Origin of the sequence: Streptomyces sp. MB09-01 (genome assembly GCF_033794505.1) — a bacterium.
Lineage (GTDB): Bacteria > Actinomycetota > Actinomycetes > Streptomycetales > Streptomycetaceae > Streptomyces.
In genome coordinates this window covers 1-15708 of sequence record NZ_JARAYQ010000204.1, presented here as the reverse complement: position 1 = coordinate 15708, position 15708 = coordinate 1, and the positions used below count along the sequence as shown (strand labels likewise).

Sequence of the window (15708 nt, the reverse complement as noted above, 5' to 3'; positions counted from 1 at the left end):
GGGGAGCGGGAGGGGCGGGGAGCCGGCTCTGTTCGTCAGAGCGCTATGCCCCCATTGCGCGGATAGTCTGGGAAGTGTGATCGAGTCCGGACGGCCGCGGCTCCGTCGGCGCTACGGCCGGGGGAGGCTTGTACGGCTGTCACCGGTCATCCTGACCGTCGTGATCGCCAGCTTGGCCTACGGCACTCCGCGGGAAATGGCCTTCAGTCGCCTTCTTCCCGCGGCGCCGGCCCTGGCCGCCGCCATGTGGCCGGTCCTCCCCACCATCCTGCTCGGGACGGTCTGCCTCTTCCTGATGATCGGGCTCGGCTTCCTCTTCCCCGATCTGGGAACGTGGTGGACCGCCGCGGGGATCGTCGCGGTCACCGTGGCCGCCGCGTACGGAAGCCATGTCCGGCTCCAGCGGGAGCGCACCCTCATCCAGGTCCGGCTCGTCGCCGACGCGGCGCAGCAGGTGGTGCTGAGCCCCATGCCACGCCGCATCGGGAACGTCGAGATCGAGTCGCTGTACCTGGCGGCCGCGGCGGAGGCCCGTATCGGCGGGGACTTCTACGAGGTGGTCGACACGCCGTACGGGGTCAGGCTGCTCATCGGTGACGTGCGCGGCAAGGGCCTGCCTGCGGTGGGCGCCGCCGCGGCGATCGTCAACGCCTTCCGGGAGGCGGCCTTCGGCGAGACCCACCTGGTCGACGTCGCACGCAGGCTGGACGCCAGCAGCACCCGCTACAACGCGGCCTTTCCACCCGAGGGGCCGCTGGAGCGCTTCGCCACCGCCCTCCTCGTCCAGATCCCGCACGAGGACGATCGCATCGACATCCTCAATTGCGGACACCCCCCGCCACTGCTCCTGCACCGCGGGAAACTCCGTGTCCTCGAGTCGGACACCCCCTCGCCGCTGCTCAGCCTCGCGGAGCTGATCGGCGACCGCTACACCGTCGACACCTTCGACTTCGCCCCCAACGACCTGCTGCTTCTCTATACCGACGGGATCGCCGAGGCCCGCGCCCGCGACGGCGAGTTCTTCCCGCTCACGGCGTGGATGCGCCGACAGCCCCCGACCCCGCCCCGCGAACTGCTCACGGCTCTTCACCGCGACCTCCTCCGCTACAGCAGAGGACGCCTCGACGACGACATCGCCGCCCTCGCCGTACGCCTGTGTGAGCGCTGAGGCCCGAGTCCCGGTGAGCGGCCCGCACCCTGGCGGCCCGTGCTACTCCGCCGGAGCCGCCAGGGTGCGGGTGACCGGGCGCAGGGCCAGGCCGGTCGGGGTGTTGAGGCCGGTGGAGTTCACGGTGCTCTGGGTGCCGTCGGGGCGGACGCGGAGGACGCGGTTGTTGAAGGCGTCGGCCACGTAGAGGGTGCCCCGGCGGTCGACCGCGAGGCCGAGCGGGCTGCTCAGGCCAGTGGTGGGGACGGTGGTCTGGGTGCCGGTGCGGGCGGCGATCTTCACCACGCGGTTGTTGCCGCTGTCGGAGACGTAGAGGTCTCCCGTGGCGCTCAGGGCCAGTCCGGTGGGCTGCGAGAGGCCGGTGGTGGGGACGGTGGTCTGGCCGGTGCCGTCGGCGGGCACCTTCACCACGCGGTCGTTGACGAAGTCGGAGACGTAGAGGTCCCCGTCGGGTTCCAGGGCCAGACCCCAGGGATGCAGCAGTCCGGAGGTGGGGACGGTGGTCTGGCCGGTGCCGTCGGCGGGCACCTTCACCACGCGGTCGTTGAAGCTGTCGGCGATGTAGAGGTCGCCGACGGGATCCACGGCCAGGCCCAGGGGGCGCGAGAGGCCCTCGGTGGGCACGGTGGACTGGCCGTCCCCGTCCGGGAGCAGGCGCACCACACGGTTGTTGCCGGTGTCGGAGACGTACAGGCTCCCCGTACGGCCCCAGGCCAGGCCCGTCGGGCGTACCAGGCCGTCCAGGGGGAGCGTGGTCTGGCCGCCACTGCCGGGCAGGGTGACCACGCGGTCGTTGCCGTAGTCGGACACGTACAGCGGCGGGGAGGTGTGCGGGCGGGCGTCGTGGGGCTGGGTGACGCCCACCGCTGGCGCGGGCAGCACGCACAGGAGCAGCAGTCCCGCGAGGGCGGCGATGCGGCGGGACAGCGGCCGGCGGGTCCGGCGGACGGGTGCCGGAGGCTCTTTTCCGTAGGAGTCGGCCGGGACGCGTTCCGCCATTGACCCACCTCTTCCGCACTGGCCGGCCGTACGGGGTGCCGGCCCGGTCCGTCGACCCTAGGCGGCAGCTGCGAGCCGGTCCGACGCCACGCCATCGGCGGCGGCGCGGGCCACTCCAATGCGCTGCCGCCCTGCGGGTGCCTCGTGCCGGGTGGCATGAGTACGCGTACTCATGCGTCGGCGTGGGGGAGCCGCGAGAGTGGGCGGGAGGAGCGAGCAGGCGGGCCGGGGTGGGAATGGCATCGAGGCGTGACCTGGGCGTCGGCGTGCTGGCCGTCGCGGGCGCCGTGATGGTGGCCGTGACCAGCGGATGCTCGACGTTGCCCGATGCCGACGAGCTGCGGGCCATGGCCACCACGGACGGCGCACAACTGAAGCGGGACTCGGAAGAGGCGCACATCCGCGCCCTCATCGAGCGGTTCAACCAGGTCGAGGGGTTGCAGCACGGGTACACCGTGCTCACGGACGGGTGCACCGGTCCCAGCGACGGGGGCTTCAAGAAGCAGGCCACCGTTCATCTCATGACCTGCTCGATGAACGTGAGCGCCGTATTCGGGGTGGAGGGAGACGTCCTCGACGTCCTGCGGCGCATCGAGGACGCGGGCATCACGCAGTGGGCCCCCCATGTCAACGGTCCCGGGAGCGCGTCCTCGGGCACCCTGGACTATGCGTGGCAGTACCACCGGCTCGGCGGCGTGTTCCCTGACGGACAGCTGATGCCCTCACCGTTCCTCGCGTCCGAGAACAATGCCGTCGGCGTCGGTTGGGACCATCCGCCCCGGCCCGGAGAACCGGCGGAGTCGGGCCAGCTCGCGGAGGACGGCGCGTTGGTGTGCCCGCCGGACTCACCGATCTACTCGCGGTGCCTCACCCGCCCGGAGCGGCCGGACACCGTGACGGCCCTCCGTGCCCGGTACGGAGCGGTTCTCCCTCCGGCGGGATCTACCTCACGGTGCCCCGCCCGAAGGTCACGTAGGAACCCTCGCGGGTATCGTGCGACTGGTGGCCGGTGCGTGACGCCGCAGACCCCGGCCACGCGCCGCCCGTGGGGCGGCGCGCGTACGAGCGGCAGGGAGAGGTCGCCATGACGCAGCGCTCCACGGTCCGGGATCTGCTCGACGAGCACGGCCGGACCCACGCGGAGGAAGCGGGCATCCGGCTGCGGAACACGCCCGCGCCGCTCTACCGGCTCCTGACCCTCTGCGTGCTCTTCTCGGTGCGCATCAAGGCCGGCATCGCGGTGGCCGCGGCGCGCGAGCTCTTCGCGGCGGGGATGCGAACGCCCCGGGCGATGGCCGACGCTTCCTGGCAGGACCGGGTGGACGCCCTCGGCCGTGCCCACTACCGCCGCTACGACGAGAGCACCGCCACCGCGCTGGGGGAGGGGGCGCAGCTCCTCCTCGACCGCTACCGCGGAGACCTGCGCCGGCTGCGCGACGCCGCCGACGGGGAGCCCGGCCGGATCCGCGAACTCCTCCAGGAGGTCCCGCGGATCGGACCGGTCGGAGCGGACATCTTCTGCCGCGAGGCCCAGGGCGTGTGGCCCGAACTGCAGCCCGCGTTCGACAGCCGCGCGCTCCATGCCGCCGCCGCGCTCGGGCTCCCGAAAACGCCCGCCGGCCTCGCCCGCCTCGTCGCCACCGAGGACCTGCCGCGGCTCGCGGCCGCCCTGGTGCGGGCCGAGCTCTCCTGAGGGACCCGGACCGGCGGCAGCGTCCGGCCTGCGGGCCGCCGCGGTCCGGTCACCACTCGGGGTGCACGTCGTGGCTGTCGTAGCGGACGCCGGAGGCGGTGACCCAGGGGCGGAAGCGGCCGGGGCCGGTCCCGTCGTGGGCGTACGCGACCGGTTCGAGGGTCTCGTCGGTGACGATCACGGCCCCGGCCTTCTGGGCACTGCGCAGCGCGTGCGTCCAGTGCCGGCCGCGGTGACCGGTGCGGTAGTCGGGGGTCTTGCACTGGGTCATCGGGTCTCACCGCCTCGATACGGCCCGGTCCGGCGGGTGCTGCGAAGACATATACCCAGATATGCCTCACTCGAACGTTTGATCGTCCGAGCCTCGGCTGCCGGCTGCCAGCTGTCGGCGGGGCGTGCGAGTGGGGCCGGCGGGAGCGGGCAGGCGCACTTTCGTAGGCGCACGTTTTCCGACACGAGGCGTCTGGAGCCGATTCCATGCCTCTTCCTCCGGTCCCCCCACCCCCGATGTCCCCGATCCTGCACCTGGAGCTGAACGGCGGGAGTGCGCCGGCCGACGCCCGGCGTGCGGCGCAGGAATTCCTGGGGCGCCCCGTGCACGGCGCGCCCGGGCTCCCGCCCGTCGCACTCGACACCGCCCTGTTGGTGATCAGCGAGCTCGTCACCAACGCCGTGCGCCACACGTCCGGAGGCTGTGTGCTGGACCTCCGCCTGACGCCCGGCGGCGTCGACGTCGCGGTCACCGACACCAGCAGCGCGGAGCCGCGGCTCCGGCAGCCCGGCCATCAGGGTGAAGGCGGATGGGGATGGCACCTCGTCAACCGGCTGGCCACCCGCATCGAGATCCGCCACCGCGGCGAGCGGGACGGCAAGACCATCCACGTCCACGTCCCCCGCTGAGCCGCGCCCGCCGTCGTGACCTCGCGCCCTGGGGCGAGGCCGCTCCGAACCTGTCGGTCCGGCGCGCGTACGCCGTGCCCGGCCCGGGCGGGGGCCTGCCACATGCGAGGCCGAACGCGCGATTCATTGACAGAAGTTGAACACGATCGGATGCTGAGAGCGCTCTCAGGCTTCAATGCATCCATTCATTCATCCCCGTGTTCGCCCTCCAGCCGCGAGGCCCCCCAGGGAGGAAGTACGTGTTCCGCTTATCGAAACTGCTCGTATCCGGCGCGGCGGCGCTGGTCGTCGCCGCCGGCCTGCTGGTCGCCGGTCCGCCGACATCCGCAGAGGCCGTACCGGCGACCATCCCTCTCACGATCAAGAACAGCTCGGGACGCAGCGAGCCGGTCTACGTCTACAACCTGGGCACCCTGCTCGCGACGGGCCAGCAGGGCTGGGCCGACGCCAACGGCGCGTTCCACCCGTGGCCCGTGGGCGGAAATCCCCCCACCCCCGCGCCGGACGCGTCGATCGCGGGTCCGGCCGACGGGCAGACCAAGACGATCCGGATGCCCAAGTTCTCCGGGCGCGTCTACTTCTCCATCGGCCAGAAGATCGTCTTCAAGCTCAGCACCGGCGGCCTGGTGCAGCCGGCCGTGCAGAACCCCTCCGACCCCAACCGCAACGTCCTGTTCAACTGGTCCGAGTACACGCTGAACGACGCCGGCCTGTGGATCAACAGCACCCAGGTCGACATGTTCTCGGCTCCGTACGCGGTGGGCGTGAAGGCGGCGGGCGGCACGGTCACCCACACCGGCCGGCTCAAGCCGGGAGGCTACAGCGCCGTCTTCGGTCAGCTGCGTGCGGCCGGCTGGGGCGGACTGGTCCAGAACGGCCCCGACGGCACCCCGCTGCGCGCACTCTCGCCCGGTCACGGCATCGAGGCGGGCGGAATCCCGTCCGGCGTCATGAACGACTACGTCGCACGGGTCTGGAACAAGTACAGCTCGTCCACGCTCACCGTGACGCCGTTCGCGAACCAGCCGAACACCAAGTACTACGGCCGGGTCTCGGGCAACGTCATGAACTTCACCAACGGCTCGGGAGCCGTGGTCACCAGCTTCCAGAAGCCGGATTCCGACAGCATCTTCGGCTGCTACAAGCTCCTGGACGCACCCAACGACCTCGTCCGCGGCCCGATATCCCGCACCCTGTGCGCCGCCTTCAACCGGTCGACGCTCCTGACCAACCCCGGCCAACCCGACGCGAACGGCGCCGGCTTCTACCGGGACGCCGTCACCAACCACTACTCCCGCATCATCCACGGACAGATGGCCGACGGTAAGGCGTACGGCTTCGCCTTCGACGACGTGGGCGCCCACGAGTCGCTGGTGCACGACGGCAACCCGCAAGAGGCCTTCATGACGCTGGAACCGTTCAACTAGGCCCGGGCTCAGTGGCTGTGGCGCGCGCCGTGCTCCAGCCACTGGGGCCGGTCCGCGCCGCCATCCCGGCCGAGGAGGAGAGGGGGCGCGTGTTCGCCGGGTCCGGTTGCGGTCAGGGGAACGCCGAGGCTCTGGCACATCCGCTGGGCGCGGGCCACCGCGCTGAAGGTCATGGGGGAGGGGGCGTCGCTCGGCAGCTCGATGGTGACCCGGGAGGGGCGGTGCGCGTGGACGAGGGACTCGATCTGCAGGGCCGCCGCGGACCGGTTGGTGACGTTCAGCTCCTGCAGGATCTTCACGTGCAGGGTGTCTGCGGCGATGTGGTGACTGATGACCATGCTGCGCCTCCCGCACACCGGGACCCGGACGGCACCGGCGGTGTGCGGTGCCCGCGTACCAGTGTCGCCCAGGACCGCCCGCGCGGACGAGTCCGGAGCCGGGTCCGGAGCCCGGTCCGGAGCCCGGTCAGGCCTTCAGGGCCCGCCCCGCCACGGTCAGGGCGAGGCGGCGGGGGGCCAGCGCGGAAGCCGTGGCGGAGAGCCGGTTGCCGAGGCCGACGACGATGCTGGCCGGGGTCCTGCCGCGGTCCAGGGCGCGGCGCGTCGCGGTGACGACCTGCTCCGGGGTGGCCATCCGGCCCACGGCGGCGTCCCGGCTGCCGACGACGTCGAAGAACTCGGTGCGGACGGGCCCCGGCGAGACGGCGAGCACCCGCAGGGAGGAGGCGCGCGTCTCGTACGCGACGGCCTCGGTGAAGTTCAGGACGAAGGCCTTGGTCGCGCCGTAGACGGCCATCGCCGGGGTCGGCTGGTAGGCGGCCGCGCTGGCGACGGTGACGAGGGCGCCCCGGCCCTCGGCCGTCAGGCCGGGCAGGAACTCCCTGGTCAGCTCCGTGACCGCGAGCACGTTGAGCTGGATCATTTCGCTGAGCCGGGCGGGCTCCTCGCCGGCGAAGGGGCCGTGGCTGCCGAAGCCCGCGTTGTTGATCAGCGTGTGGACCGGTACGCCGAGTTCGTCGAGCTCCGCGTGCAGTGCCGCCGCGGCACCGGGCCGGGCGAGGTCCGCGGCGATCGGGCGGGCCGTGACCCCGTACCGGCGCTCCAGGTCCGCCGCCAGTTCCTCCAGCCGGTCGGCGCGCCGGGCGACGAGGACCACGTCCGCTCCGAGCTGCGCCCACTGCCGGGCGAACTCGACGCCGAGTCCTGCACTGGCCCCGGTGATCAGGGCTGTGGTTCCGCGGTATGTCATAGACATGGGTCGGCGCTCCGTTCCGGGACTCCGGCTGATGGTCGATACTTCGAATGTAGGCAGAGCAAACATTGTTGTCAATGACAACATCGGAGGAGGAGACCGCCTTGGCCGACGCCGGTGCGCCCTATCACCACGGCAATCTCAGGGAAGCCCTGCTGGCGCGTGCGGAAACCGTGCTCGCGGCGTCGGGGGCGGACAGCCTCTCCCTCCGGGCCCTCGCCCGGGACCTCGGCGTCAGCCACGCGGCGCCCGGCCGCCACTTCCGCGACCGGCAGGCGCTGCTGGACGCGCTCGCCGTCAACGGCTTCACCCGGCTCAACGCACGCCTCCGGGCGGCCGTGGGCGAGCCCGGCCCCGTCGCCACCCGGCTCGCCTGCATGGGCCGCGTGTACGTGGACTTCGCCGTCGCGCACGCCCCGCTGCTGAGCCTGATGTTCACGGCCAAGCACGCCGACCACTCCAGCACCGAACTCCGCGAGCTCGGCCACCAGAGCCTGGAGATCGCCGCCGAGCTGATCGCCCTCGCCCAGCAGGAGGGGGTCGTACGGGCCGGCGACCCGGCCCGGCTCGCCCAGGTCGCCTTCTCCGTGGTGCACGGCCTCGCGGCCCTGGCCGTCGGGTCGCTCCTCGAGGACACCCCGCTGGACGAGGCGACCGACCTGGCGCTCGACGTCCTGCTCACCGGCCTCGGCTCGGCCGGTCCCGCGCAGCGCTCTTAGCGCATTTCCCTCCGGGACGCCACCGCAGAAGAAAGCGGCGCGGCCGGAACCGATCGGAATGCGAGGGCGGATTCCCGGCCGGCGAGCGGGGCCGGCATGCCTTCCACCTCCTGCTATGCCGCCGCTCGCCGTGGAAGGTCCCTTTCACCTGCCGAAATTCGGCGTCGTTTGTGGCGCATAACGGCTCCTCCGGTCCGATGAACTCCAACGAAAGCCCGCGTGCGGGAAGTTGGGCGTAGTTATGCTCCCGCCCACCGGTCAGAAGGTCCCCCCTTTTCGATAGTTCGAGGACGCCGATGGAGCAAAGAGACATTCCCCCCGAAAGTGCCTACGTGGAGGGCAGAGCAAGCCGGATGCTGCCCGCGATCGCGGTCGTGGCCGCCGCCTGCCTGGCCGGGGCGCTCGCTTCCTCCTCGGCGCCGCTCGGCACCGCCGTGATCGCCGTGGGCGCCCTGTGCACCGCAGTGGTCTTCGTCGAAGCGCTGCGGCGCGGACGCGCGCTCGCCGCCGGCCGCGCCCAGGTCGCGGCTCTCCAGCACGTCCTGGCCCGGCAGGAAGCCGAGGCGGCCCGACTGTCCGAGGTGGTGCTGCCGGAGGCCATCGAGCGCCTGCGCAAGGGCGAGCTGGCCGAGGAGCTGCTGACCGCCCTGGGAGGGCGCGGCGGCCACGGCAACCGCTGGGGCAACGACGAGGCCCTGACCCCGCGCTTCAGGGCCGCCCTGCAGGCCGTGCTGTCCCACGTCATCGACGCGGTCGACAACGAGGAGAGCCTTCGCGACTCGGCGCAGCGCGCCTTCGTGAACGTCGCCCGCCGCGTGCAGGCGATCGTCCATCAGCAGGCCCACGAGATGCGCGAGATGGAGGACCGGCACGGCAGCAACCCGGACGTGTTCGGCGACCTCCTGCGACTCGATCACGGCACCGCCCTGATCGGCCGGCTCGCCGACTCGATCTCGGTCCTCGGCGGTGCGCGCCCCGGCCGCCAGTGGAGCAGGGCCGTCACCCTCTACAGCGTGATGCGCGGCGCGATGTCGAGGATCATCGACTACCAGCGGGTGGAGCTCCACTCGGTCTCCGAGGTCGCCGTCGTCGGCCCGGTCGTCGAGCCGCTGATCCACACCCTGGCGGAGCTGCTGGACAACGCCACCCGGTACTCGCCGCCGCACACCCGGGTCCACCTCACGGCGGTCGAGGTGCAGTCGGGCATCGCCGTGGAGATCGAGGACGGCGGCCTGAGCATGAGCGAGGAGGCCCGCGGACGGGCCGAGAAGATGCTCGCGCAGGCGCAGTCCGGCATCGACCTCAACGACCTGGGCGAGACACCGAGGCTGGGCCTCGCGGTGGTCGGGCGGCTGGCGCAGGCGTACGGGTTCCAGGTGTCCCTGCGCTCGTCCGCGTACGGCGGCGTCCGCGCCGTGGTCATCGTTCCGCAGCACCTGATCACCACGGCGTCCTCCGCGACCGGTCTGGCCCACGGCATCGGCTCCTCCTCGGGCCCCAGGGCCGTGGCCGCCACACCGCGCGAGCACCCCTTCGACCGCTCGGCGGAGGGCGTGTCCGCGCCCCGGCCGGCGCCGGCTCCGGCGCCCAGGCCGGCGCCCGTCAGCGCCGGGCCGCCGGCCACCGAACGCACCGCGACCGGCCTGCCGCAGCGACGCCGGAAGGACCGGGCCACCACCTTCGACGTCCGGCCGGCCGCGCAGCCGCAGCAGGCGGACGACCAGGGCCCCGGAATGTGGCTGGAGGCCTTCCACAGCGGACTGTCCGGCACGCCCGGCCACGACGCGCCGGGCGCCGAAGGCGCGTCGGGTTCAGCGACCAAGGGGGCGTAAACAGTGATGACCCAGCGAATCAGCAGCATGGACTGGATGCTCAAGGACCTGGCCGCCGGAGTGCCGCAGACGCGGCACGTGATCGTCCTGTCCGCGGACGGGCTCTGCGTGGCGCAGTACGGGGCCGAGACCGACACGGCCGACCGCCTGGCAGCGGCCTGTGCGGGTCTGCAGAGCCTGGCCGGGGCGGTGGCCGCGGAACTGCCCCGCTCAGAGGGCAGGATGCGCCTGGTCGTGATCGAGATGGACGGCGGGTTCTTCTACCTGATGGCCGCCGGCGACGGCTCCTACCTCGCGGTCCTCGCCGACGAGGGTGTGGACGCGGGCCTGATGGGCGCGCAGATGCGCAACCTGGTGACCCGAATGGGGGACCACCTGAGCAGCCCGCCCCGACATGACGGGCAGCCCGCGTGAATGAGCCGCCCACAAGCTGGGAGGACCGCAGCCCCGAACGGCTCTACGTCATCACCGGCGGACGCAGCGGACCCTCCACCGCCGTCCATCTGGACCTCGTGACCTTAGTCGTGGCCAAAGGGCCCGCCCGGCCGGAGATGCAGCCCGAGCAGGCGGCCATCCTGAGGATGTGCCAGTCACCGCTGTCGGTCGCGGAGATCGCCGCGTACGCGTGCCTGCCCGTGAGCGTCGTCACCGTGCTGGTCGGAGACCTGATGGCCGCTCAGCGCGTCTACGTCCGCCCGCCGGTTCCCGCCGCGCAGCTACCCGACCTTGCTCTGATCGAGGCAGTGATCGATGGACTTCAGAAGCTCTGACACGCCGGCCGGGCCGCGCCAGGCGGACATCCTCCCGCAGACGGCCGCGGCCGCCGTGAAAGTCGTCATCGTGGGCGGATTCGGCGTGGGCAAGACGACGATGGTCGGTGCGGTCAGCGAGATCAAGCCGCTGACGACCGAGGAGACGATGACCAGGGCCGGCGTCGGAGTCGACGACACCTGGGGCGTGGCCCGCAAGATCACCACCACCGTGGCCATGGACTTCGGCCGCATCAGCATCAACGACGAACTCGTCCTGTACCTGTTCGGAACACCCGGTCAGGAGCGCTTCTGGTTCCTGTGGCGCGGGCTCTTCGAGGGCGCGCTCGGAGCGGTCGTGCTCCTCGACACCCGGCGGCTGGAGATCAGCTTCGACGTCATCGGACGGCTCGAGGAGCGGGGCGTCCCCTTCGTCGTGGCCGTCAACTCCTTCCCCGGCGCGCCCGAGCATCCGCTGGAGGAACTGCGCCAGGCCCTCGATCTGCCCCCCGCCGTCCCGATCCTCGTCTGCGACGCCAGACGGCGGGACTCGTCCCGCGATGTCCTGCTGACCCTCATGCGCTACCTGCACTCCCAGGCAGCCACCCAGGAGGCAATGTGAGCACCACCCCCACCCCACCGCCCGAGTGCCCCGCCCACGCGGCGGCCACGGCGGGCGGCCTGTACCGTCTCCACGGAGCGGAAGCCCAGGCCGATCCCCTCGCGCTGTACGAGAAGCTGCGCGCCGAACACGGCGCGGTGGCCCCCGTACTGGTGAGCGGGGAGCTCCCGGCCTGGCTCGTCCTCGGCCACCGGGAGAACCTGGACGTGGCGCGCACGTCCTCGCGCTTCGCCCGCGACCCGCGGGGCTGGCGCGACATGAGAGAGGGCCGGGTGCCGGCCGACACCCCGCTCGGGCCGATGGTCTCCTGGGTGCCGGTGTGCAACTTCACCGACGGCCCCGTGCACGAGCGGCTGCGTGCGGCCGTGGTGGAGTCCCTGGAGCGCTTCGACAAGCGGGGCATCCGCCGCTACGTGACCCGCTTCGCCAACCAGCTCGTCGACCAGATCGCGGCCGAGGGGTACGCCGACCTGGTGTCCGGCTTCTCCGACCAGCTCCCCATGCTGGTCATGACACAGCTCATCGGGGCACCCGACGAACACGGACCCCTGCTGGTCAACGCGGCTCGCGACATGCTCCAGGGGACAGAGACGGCCCTCCAGAGCGACCGCTACGTCACCGCCACACTGGAAAACCTGGTAGTGGAGCGCAAGGCCAGGCCCGCGCGCGACCTCGCCTCCTGGCTGATCGAGCACCCCGCGAACCTGAGCGACACCGAAGTGCTGATGCACCTGCGCGTCGTGCTGATCGCGGCTTACGAGACCACCGCCAACCTGATCGCCAACACGCTGCGGACCGTGCTGACCGACCCGCGCTTCCGGGCCAGCCTCTCCGGAGGCCACATGACCCTGCCCGACGCCCTGGAGCAAGTCCTGTGGGACGACCCGCCGATCAACACGATCATCGGGCGCTGGGCCACCGGTGACACCCTGCTCGGCGGCCAGCAGGTGAAGGCAGGCGACATGATCCTGCTCGGGCTGGCGGCGGGCAACGCCGACCCGCAGATCCGGCCGGATCCCGACGTCTCCGTCCACGGAAACCGCTCCCACCTGGCCTTCAGCAGCGGCCCGCACGAGTGTCCGGGCCAGGACATCGGCCGTGCCATCGCGGACACCGGCATCGAGGTCCTGCTGGACCGGCTGCCCGACCTCCAGCTGGCGGTCGACGCGAGCGAGCTGCAATGGCGCGGCACCCTCATGTCACGCCACCTGCTGTCCCTGCCGGTACGGTTCGCCCCGCGCTCCGTACCGATCGCGGAGCCCCAGGCCGAGCAGCCGGCCGGGCACCCCGTGCACCCGGTCATCCCGCCGCAGCCGACGGCGGCTCCCGCGGTCGGCGGCCGCCGCCGGCGCGGCGTCAGCTGGTGGCGGCGGCTGCTCGGCCGCCGCTGATCCGGCCCCCGTACCGAGGGCCCCGGCCGCACCGGCCGGGGCCCTCGGCGCCGCTCAGTCGCGCACCTGCCGCCACCAGGAAGCGAGGGCCGGCACCTCCGGCGGCCCGATTCCGGCGTAGCCGGGGGCATCGGCGAACCGGACCTCGAACCCGGCCTCCACTAGGGGCAGTTCGTGCCGGTTGCGCGGACTCGCGTACCGGGGTGCCCGGCTCTGCCAGGCGATGCAGCCGGCCACGTAGTGGCCCAACGCCGCCAGGTGACGGCGCAGTTCCCCGTTCGGTCCGTCGGGTCGGTCGGGGCCGTTCTCCAACTGCGCCCGCAGCCGGGTGAAGAGGACCATCACCCGGTCACGCAGGGCCACCGCGAGCGGCACCGCCGCGGCGGGGGAGCAGTTCTCCTGGTGGGCGAGGACGTTGACGAGATTCACCTCCCGCGGCTCCAGGTGGTCGTCCTTGTCGTAGGAGAACAGGTCGTTGTCCGCGCTGACGACGAAACCCGCCGCATCCGTCAGTGCCGTCAGGGCGGGGGAGCAGAGCACCTCCGCCGGGAGCCGGTCCCCGCGTGCGACGTCGGACCAGGTCAGCGAGAAGCGCGTACCGTTCGCCAACGGCCCCATGGAGACGAAGTCGTTCAGCCCCGGCATGGTCCCGGCCTCGGCCCGGGCGGCCCGCCAGGCCGCCCCGAGCAGCCAGTCGCGCGTCCCCTCGACGAACCTGCGCAGCTCGTACGGGGTGAGCATGGCATGGGTGCGGCCGACCAGGTCCAACAGCGCGCGGGTCATCGGCCCGTCGGGCAGCACCGACGCCCCCGGGTCCTCGAGGGTCCGCAGCAGACGCACGCCGTGTTCGACGACGGCGCCCGTCCCCACCTCGTCGGAACCCGAATCCTGCCAGTCGTCGACGGCGTTGGCCCAGTAGTTCCACTCGGTGAACAGGAGGAGGGCCTCCACGTCCCCGTCGGGGATGATGCGGCAGGAGAAGTCGGCGCTGTGGGTGGCCAGACCCCATGCGCGCTCGACGGGGTCGGGGTAGACGCCGAAGGCGTCCAGCCACTCGACGGCCCGGGCCTCCACCTGCTTCGCCTCGGGATGGACGAGGTCGCGCTCCAGGGGACAGTAGAAGGCGGGCAGGCGCGGACCGAGGCGCGAGGGCCGCGGCGACGGCGGCGTTGCCGGCGACGGTGCCGTTGACGCCGTCACGGGCGTCCCCCGATCCGGAAGTGCAGCAGCCGCGTCTGTACCGCGTGGTCGCGCCAGAGCCGGAAGAACCTGCTGTGCGCGAGCGTCGACTGCACGAGCCGTTCGCCGGTCCACGCGCCGGGCTCGGCGCCGGCGCCCGCGCGGAGCCGGTCGAGTTCGGCGGTGTTCCACGCCATGGACTGCACCCAGAACTCCGCCACCGAGTCCGTCACGTCCTCCTCGTGCACGAGTTCGAACCCGGCCGCCTCGGCCGCGGCCAGGTACTCACCCAGCTGCCCCAGGCGCGTTCTGTAGTAGCCGTCGATGAACTCGCGCCACTGGGAGCGGCCGACGAAATGCTCCTGGATCCCGAACCATCCACCGGGCTTCAGTGCCTTGGCGACGACGTAGAAGAGCCGGTTCCGGTCGGTGTAGCCGCTGCTCTCGTTGGCGTAGACGGCGTCGTACGCACCGGTCTCGTCCAGGTCGTGCACATCCGCCAGCACGGGCTCCACCCGCTCGCCGACCCCGGCGTGCCGGGCGAAGTGCCGGACGATCGGGATGTGTTCCTCCGCGACGGTGAGGCTGGTGACCGACGCCCCGTGCTCCTGCGCCCAGTACAGAGACGTCCCGCCCAGGCCGCAGCCGATGTCCAGCAGCCGCCGGGGAGGGGCCTCGTACGCGCCCCACGACCGGGCCGCGTGCTCGACGATCCGCTCTTGCGCGTTCAGCATGCGCTGCTTCAGCATGTTCTGGGAGACGGTGGTGTCCGGCGGGCCGTCCGGGTACAGCCCCACGTGGAAGTGGACACGGGGGCCCGGGCCGTACTTCTGCAGGATCTCCTGCGTCTTGTGGCTGTAGTAGAGCCGTATGGGATCGTCCGCGGGCGAACCCTGGTCGCTGCCTAAGGACGATACGAGGGGTGTGACGCGCATGGGTGTCCGCCCTTTCGTGGGGTAGGGCTGCCTTCGGGACGCGCTGTCGCCGCTCTCACCGCGTCCCGTCCGGCACACTGTTGAAGCACGGATCATCGTGGCACCTCGAGGGCCCCACGTCAGCCCACTGGAGTAACACGGAGCTGCGTCAATCCCACCGGAACTGGGCTGATCGGGCGGGCGTTCGCTCACCCCTTCTTCTGGGGCTCCTCCGCGTTGCGCCAGACGGTCAGGTCGAGGGTGATGTATGTGCTCGGATCTTTCGCGCTCGACCTGCCGCGGTACGTCGCCACCGCGATGTGCCCGGCATCGCTCAGGACGCAGAGCTGCGAGCCGTCGCCGAGCTGGTCGAGGCGGACCGACTTGGCGTAACGGGTTTCCGAGCGGCAGGTGTCCAGGGACCCCTGCTGTCCGCCGGCCAGCAGCACCAGCTTGCCGTTGCGCGTGGTGATCTCCTCGCGGTCCACCACGTTGAGCACCCTCGGCTGGTAGTACAGGTCGCCCTTGCTGCCGACGGTGGCACCCTCCTTGCCGGTCGGACGCGGCGGGTTGTCGGCCAGCATCACGAAGAAGTTCTCGGTCAGGTCGATGCCCTTGTACTCGGCGGGCTGCGGGTCCGGCCGCTTCCCGCCCGAGGCCGCGGCCGAGTTGCCGGCGGTGGGCTGCCGGGAGCCGCCCTCGTCCGATCCGTCCGGCAGGAGCGAGTTGGCGAGGGCCAGTCCGATCACGGCGGCCACCACCACACCGGCGACGACCGGGCCGCGGCCCTTCCGCCGGTGCGGCGGAGGCTGCGGCCCCCACCCCTGCGGTCCGCCGACGACGGGCGGCGGGGTGGGCGGGAAG

The 15708-nt window shown here is 72.0% G+C and carries 17 protein-coding genes and 1 pseudogene; 11 read left to right on the top strand and 7 right to left on the bottom strand.

The genetic code is table 11. The annotated features are described in order from the left end of the window. Positions 1–76 precede the first annotated feature (76 nt). A complete protein-coding gene (locus PV721_RS31985; protein WP_319730494.1) occupies positions 77–1168 on the top strand; it encodes a PP2C family protein-serine/threonine phosphatase in 1092 nt (363 codons plus the stop codon). A 42-nt stretch (positions 1169–1210) separates the two neighbouring features. Here PV721_RS31985 and PV721_RS31980 read toward each other — a convergent pair whose 3' ends face one another. Beyond that, positions 1211–2167 carry an SMP-30/gluconolactonase/LRE family protein gene (locus PV721_RS31980; protein ID WP_319730493.1) on the bottom strand — a complete coding sequence of 319 codons (957 nt, stop codon included), beginning with the start codon at positions 2165–2167 and terminating at the stop codon, positions 1211–1213. Positions 2168–2403: 236 nt separating this feature from the next. Between PV721_RS31980 and PV721_RS31975 the strand changes: the two genes are divergently transcribed. Together PV721_RS31975 and PV721_RS31970 are read left to right on the top strand one after the other, a co-directional pair. After that, positions 2404–3255, top strand: coding sequence for a hypothetical protein (locus PV721_RS31975; RefSeq protein WP_319730492.1), 852 nt, complete (start codon positions 2404–2406; stop codon positions 3253–3255). Then, a complete protein-coding gene (locus PV721_RS31970) occupies positions 3252–3860 on the top strand; it encodes an endonuclease (RefSeq protein WP_319730491.1) in 609 nt (202 codons plus the stop codon). The genes PV721_RS31975 and PV721_RS31970 overlap by 4 nt, the downstream gene beginning before the upstream one ends. A gap of 49 nt (positions 3861–3909) precedes the next feature. Here the strand turns inward: PV721_RS31970 and PV721_RS31965 are convergent, their stop codons facing one another. Next, positions 3910–4131: a hypothetical protein gene (locus PV721_RS31965; RefSeq protein ID WP_319730489.1), complete on the bottom strand. Its 222-nt coding sequence runs from the start codon at positions 4129–4131 to the stop codon at positions 3910–3912. 236 nt (positions 4132–4367) lie between these two features. Between PV721_RS31965 and PV721_RS31960 the strand changes: the two genes are divergently transcribed. Then, positions 4368–4760 (top strand): ATP-binding protein, encoded by a 393-nt coding sequence (locus tag PV721_RS31960; RefSeq protein WP_319730487.1) that lies wholly within the window; start codon positions 4368–4370, stop codon positions 4758–4760. Between the two features lie 239 nt (positions 4761–4999). Continuing rightward, a complete protein-coding gene (locus PV721_RS31955; RefSeq protein WP_416371228.1) occupies positions 5000–6187 on the top strand; it encodes a glycoside hydrolase family 64 protein in 1188 nt (395 codons plus the stop codon). Between the two features lie 8 nt (positions 6188–6195). On the opposite strand, the gene PV721_RS31950 is transcribed toward PV721_RS31955, so the two are convergent. Both PV721_RS31950 and PV721_RS31945 read right to left on the bottom strand, forming a co-directional pair. Further along, positions 6196–6525, bottom strand: coding sequence for a hypothetical protein (locus tag PV721_RS31950; protein WP_319730485.1), 330 nt, complete (start codon positions 6523–6525; stop codon positions 6196–6198). A gap of 127 nt (positions 6526–6652) precedes the next feature. Next, complete coding sequence (locus PV721_RS31945) at positions 6653–7441, bottom strand: SDR family oxidoreductase (RefSeq protein WP_319730484.1); 789 nt, start codon at positions 7439–7441, stop codon at positions 6653–6655. Between the two features lie 74 nt (positions 7442–7515). On the opposite strand from PV721_RS31945, the gene PV721_RS31940 reads away from it, so the two are divergent. The 6 genes from PV721_RS31940 to PV721_RS31915 all read left to right on the top strand — a co-directional run bounded on the left by PV721_RS31940 (position 7516) and on the right by PV721_RS31915 (position 12751). After that, positions 7516–8157: a TetR/AcrR family transcriptional regulator gene (locus tag PV721_RS31940; RefSeq protein WP_319730482.1), complete on the top strand. Its 642-nt coding sequence runs from the start codon at positions 7516–7518 to the stop codon at positions 8155–8157. Positions 8158–8453: 296 nt separating this feature from the next. After that, positions 8454–9989, top strand: coding sequence for a sensor histidine kinase (locus tag PV721_RS31935; protein WP_416371227.1), 1536 nt, complete (start codon positions 8454–8456; stop codon positions 9987–9989). A 6-nt stretch (positions 9990–9995) separates the two neighbouring features. After that, positions 9996–10403 (top strand): roadblock/LC7 domain-containing protein, encoded by a 408-nt coding sequence (locus PV721_RS31930; protein WP_030713382.1) that lies wholly within the window; start codon positions 9996–9998, stop codon positions 10401–10403. Beyond that, positions 10400–10759 carry a DUF742 domain-containing protein gene (locus PV721_RS31925; RefSeq protein ID WP_319730476.1) on the top strand — a complete coding sequence of 120 codons (360 nt, stop codon included), beginning with the start codon at positions 10400–10402 and terminating at the stop codon, positions 10757–10759. The genes PV721_RS31930 and PV721_RS31925 overlap by 4 nt, the downstream gene beginning before the upstream one ends. Then, a complete protein-coding gene (locus tag PV721_RS31920) occupies positions 10740–11360 on the top strand; it encodes a GTP-binding protein (protein WP_319730474.1) in 621 nt (206 codons plus the stop codon). The genes PV721_RS31925 and PV721_RS31920 overlap by 20 nt, the downstream gene beginning before the upstream one ends. Continuing rightward, complete coding sequence (locus tag PV721_RS31915) at positions 11357–12751, top strand: cytochrome P450 (RefSeq protein WP_319730471.1); 1395 nt, start codon at positions 11357–11359, stop codon at positions 12749–12751. The genes PV721_RS31920 and PV721_RS31915 overlap by 4 nt, the downstream gene beginning before the upstream one ends. Positions 12752–12805: 54 nt before the next feature. Here the strand turns inward: PV721_RS31915 and PV721_RS31910 are convergent, their stop codons facing one another. From PV721_RS31910 to PV721_RS31900, 3 genes and pseudogenes are all read right to left on the bottom strand, one after another. Further along, positions 12806–13951 (bottom strand): terpene synthase family protein, encoded by a 1146-nt coding sequence (locus PV721_RS31910; RefSeq protein ID WP_319730468.1) that lies wholly within the window; start codon positions 13949–13951, stop codon positions 12806–12808. After that, positions 13948–14865 (bottom strand): SAM-dependent methyltransferase, encoded by a 918-nt coding sequence (locus PV721_RS31905; protein ID WP_319730466.1) that lies wholly within the window; start codon positions 14863–14865, stop codon positions 13948–13950. The genes PV721_RS31910 and PV721_RS31905 overlap by 4 nt, the downstream gene beginning before the upstream one ends. A 188-nt stretch (positions 14866–15053) precedes the next feature. After that, positions 15054–15708: pseudogene (locus PV721_RS31900) on the bottom strand (serine/threonine protein kinase); the annotation flags it as partial.

What these genes read in the sequence shown, in the direction of transcription:
- PV721_RS31930 (WP_030713382.1), top strand. Translation starts at nt 9,996, where the DNA reads ATGACCCAGCGAATCAGCAGCATGGACTGGATGCTCAAGGACCTGGCC.
- PV721_RS31970 (WP_319730491.1), top strand. Translation starts at nt 3,252, where the DNA reads ATGACGCAGCGCTCCACGGTCCGGGATCTGCTCGACGAGCACGGCCGG.
- PV721_RS31950 (WP_319730485.1), bottom strand. Translation starts at nt 6,525, where the DNA reads ATGGTCATCAGTCACCACATCGCCGCAGACACCCTGCACGTGAAGATC.
- PV721_RS31960 (WP_319730487.1), top strand. Translation starts at nt 4,368, where the DNA reads ATGTCCCCGATCCTGCACCTGGAGCTGAACGGCGGGAGTGCGCCGGCC.
- PV721_RS31935 (WP_416371227.1), top strand. Translation starts at nt 8,454, where the DNA reads ATGGAGCAAAGAGACATTCCCCCCGAAAGTGCCTACGTGGAGGGCAGA.
- PV721_RS31965 (WP_319730489.1), bottom strand. Translation starts at nt 4,131, where the DNA reads ATGACCCAGTGCAAGACCCCCGACTACCGCACCGGTCACCGCGGCCGG.
- PV721_RS31975 (WP_319730492.1), top strand. Translation starts at nt 2,404, where the DNA reads ATGGCATCGAGGCGTGACCTGGGCGTCGGCGTGCTGGCCGTCGCGGGC.
- PV721_RS31920 (WP_319730474.1), top strand. Translation starts at nt 10,740, where the DNA reads ATGGACTTCAGAAGCTCTGACACGCCGGCCGGGCCGCGCCAGGCGGAC.
- PV721_RS31980 (WP_319730493.1), bottom strand. Translation starts at nt 2,167, where the DNA reads ATGGCGGAACGCGTCCCGGCCGACTCCTACGGAAAAGAGCCTCCGGCA.
- PV721_RS31905 (WP_319730466.1), bottom strand. Translation starts at nt 14,865, where the DNA reads ATGCGCGTCACACCCCTCGTATCGTCCTTAGGCAGCGACCAGGGTTCG.
- PV721_RS31945 (WP_319730484.1), bottom strand. Translation starts at nt 7,441, where the DNA reads ATGTCTATGACATACCGCGGAACCACAGCCCTGATCACCGGGGCCAGT.
- PV721_RS31940 (WP_319730482.1), top strand. Translation starts at nt 7,516, where the DNA reads ATGACAACATCGGAGGAGGAGACCGCCTTGGCCGACGCCGGTGCGCCC.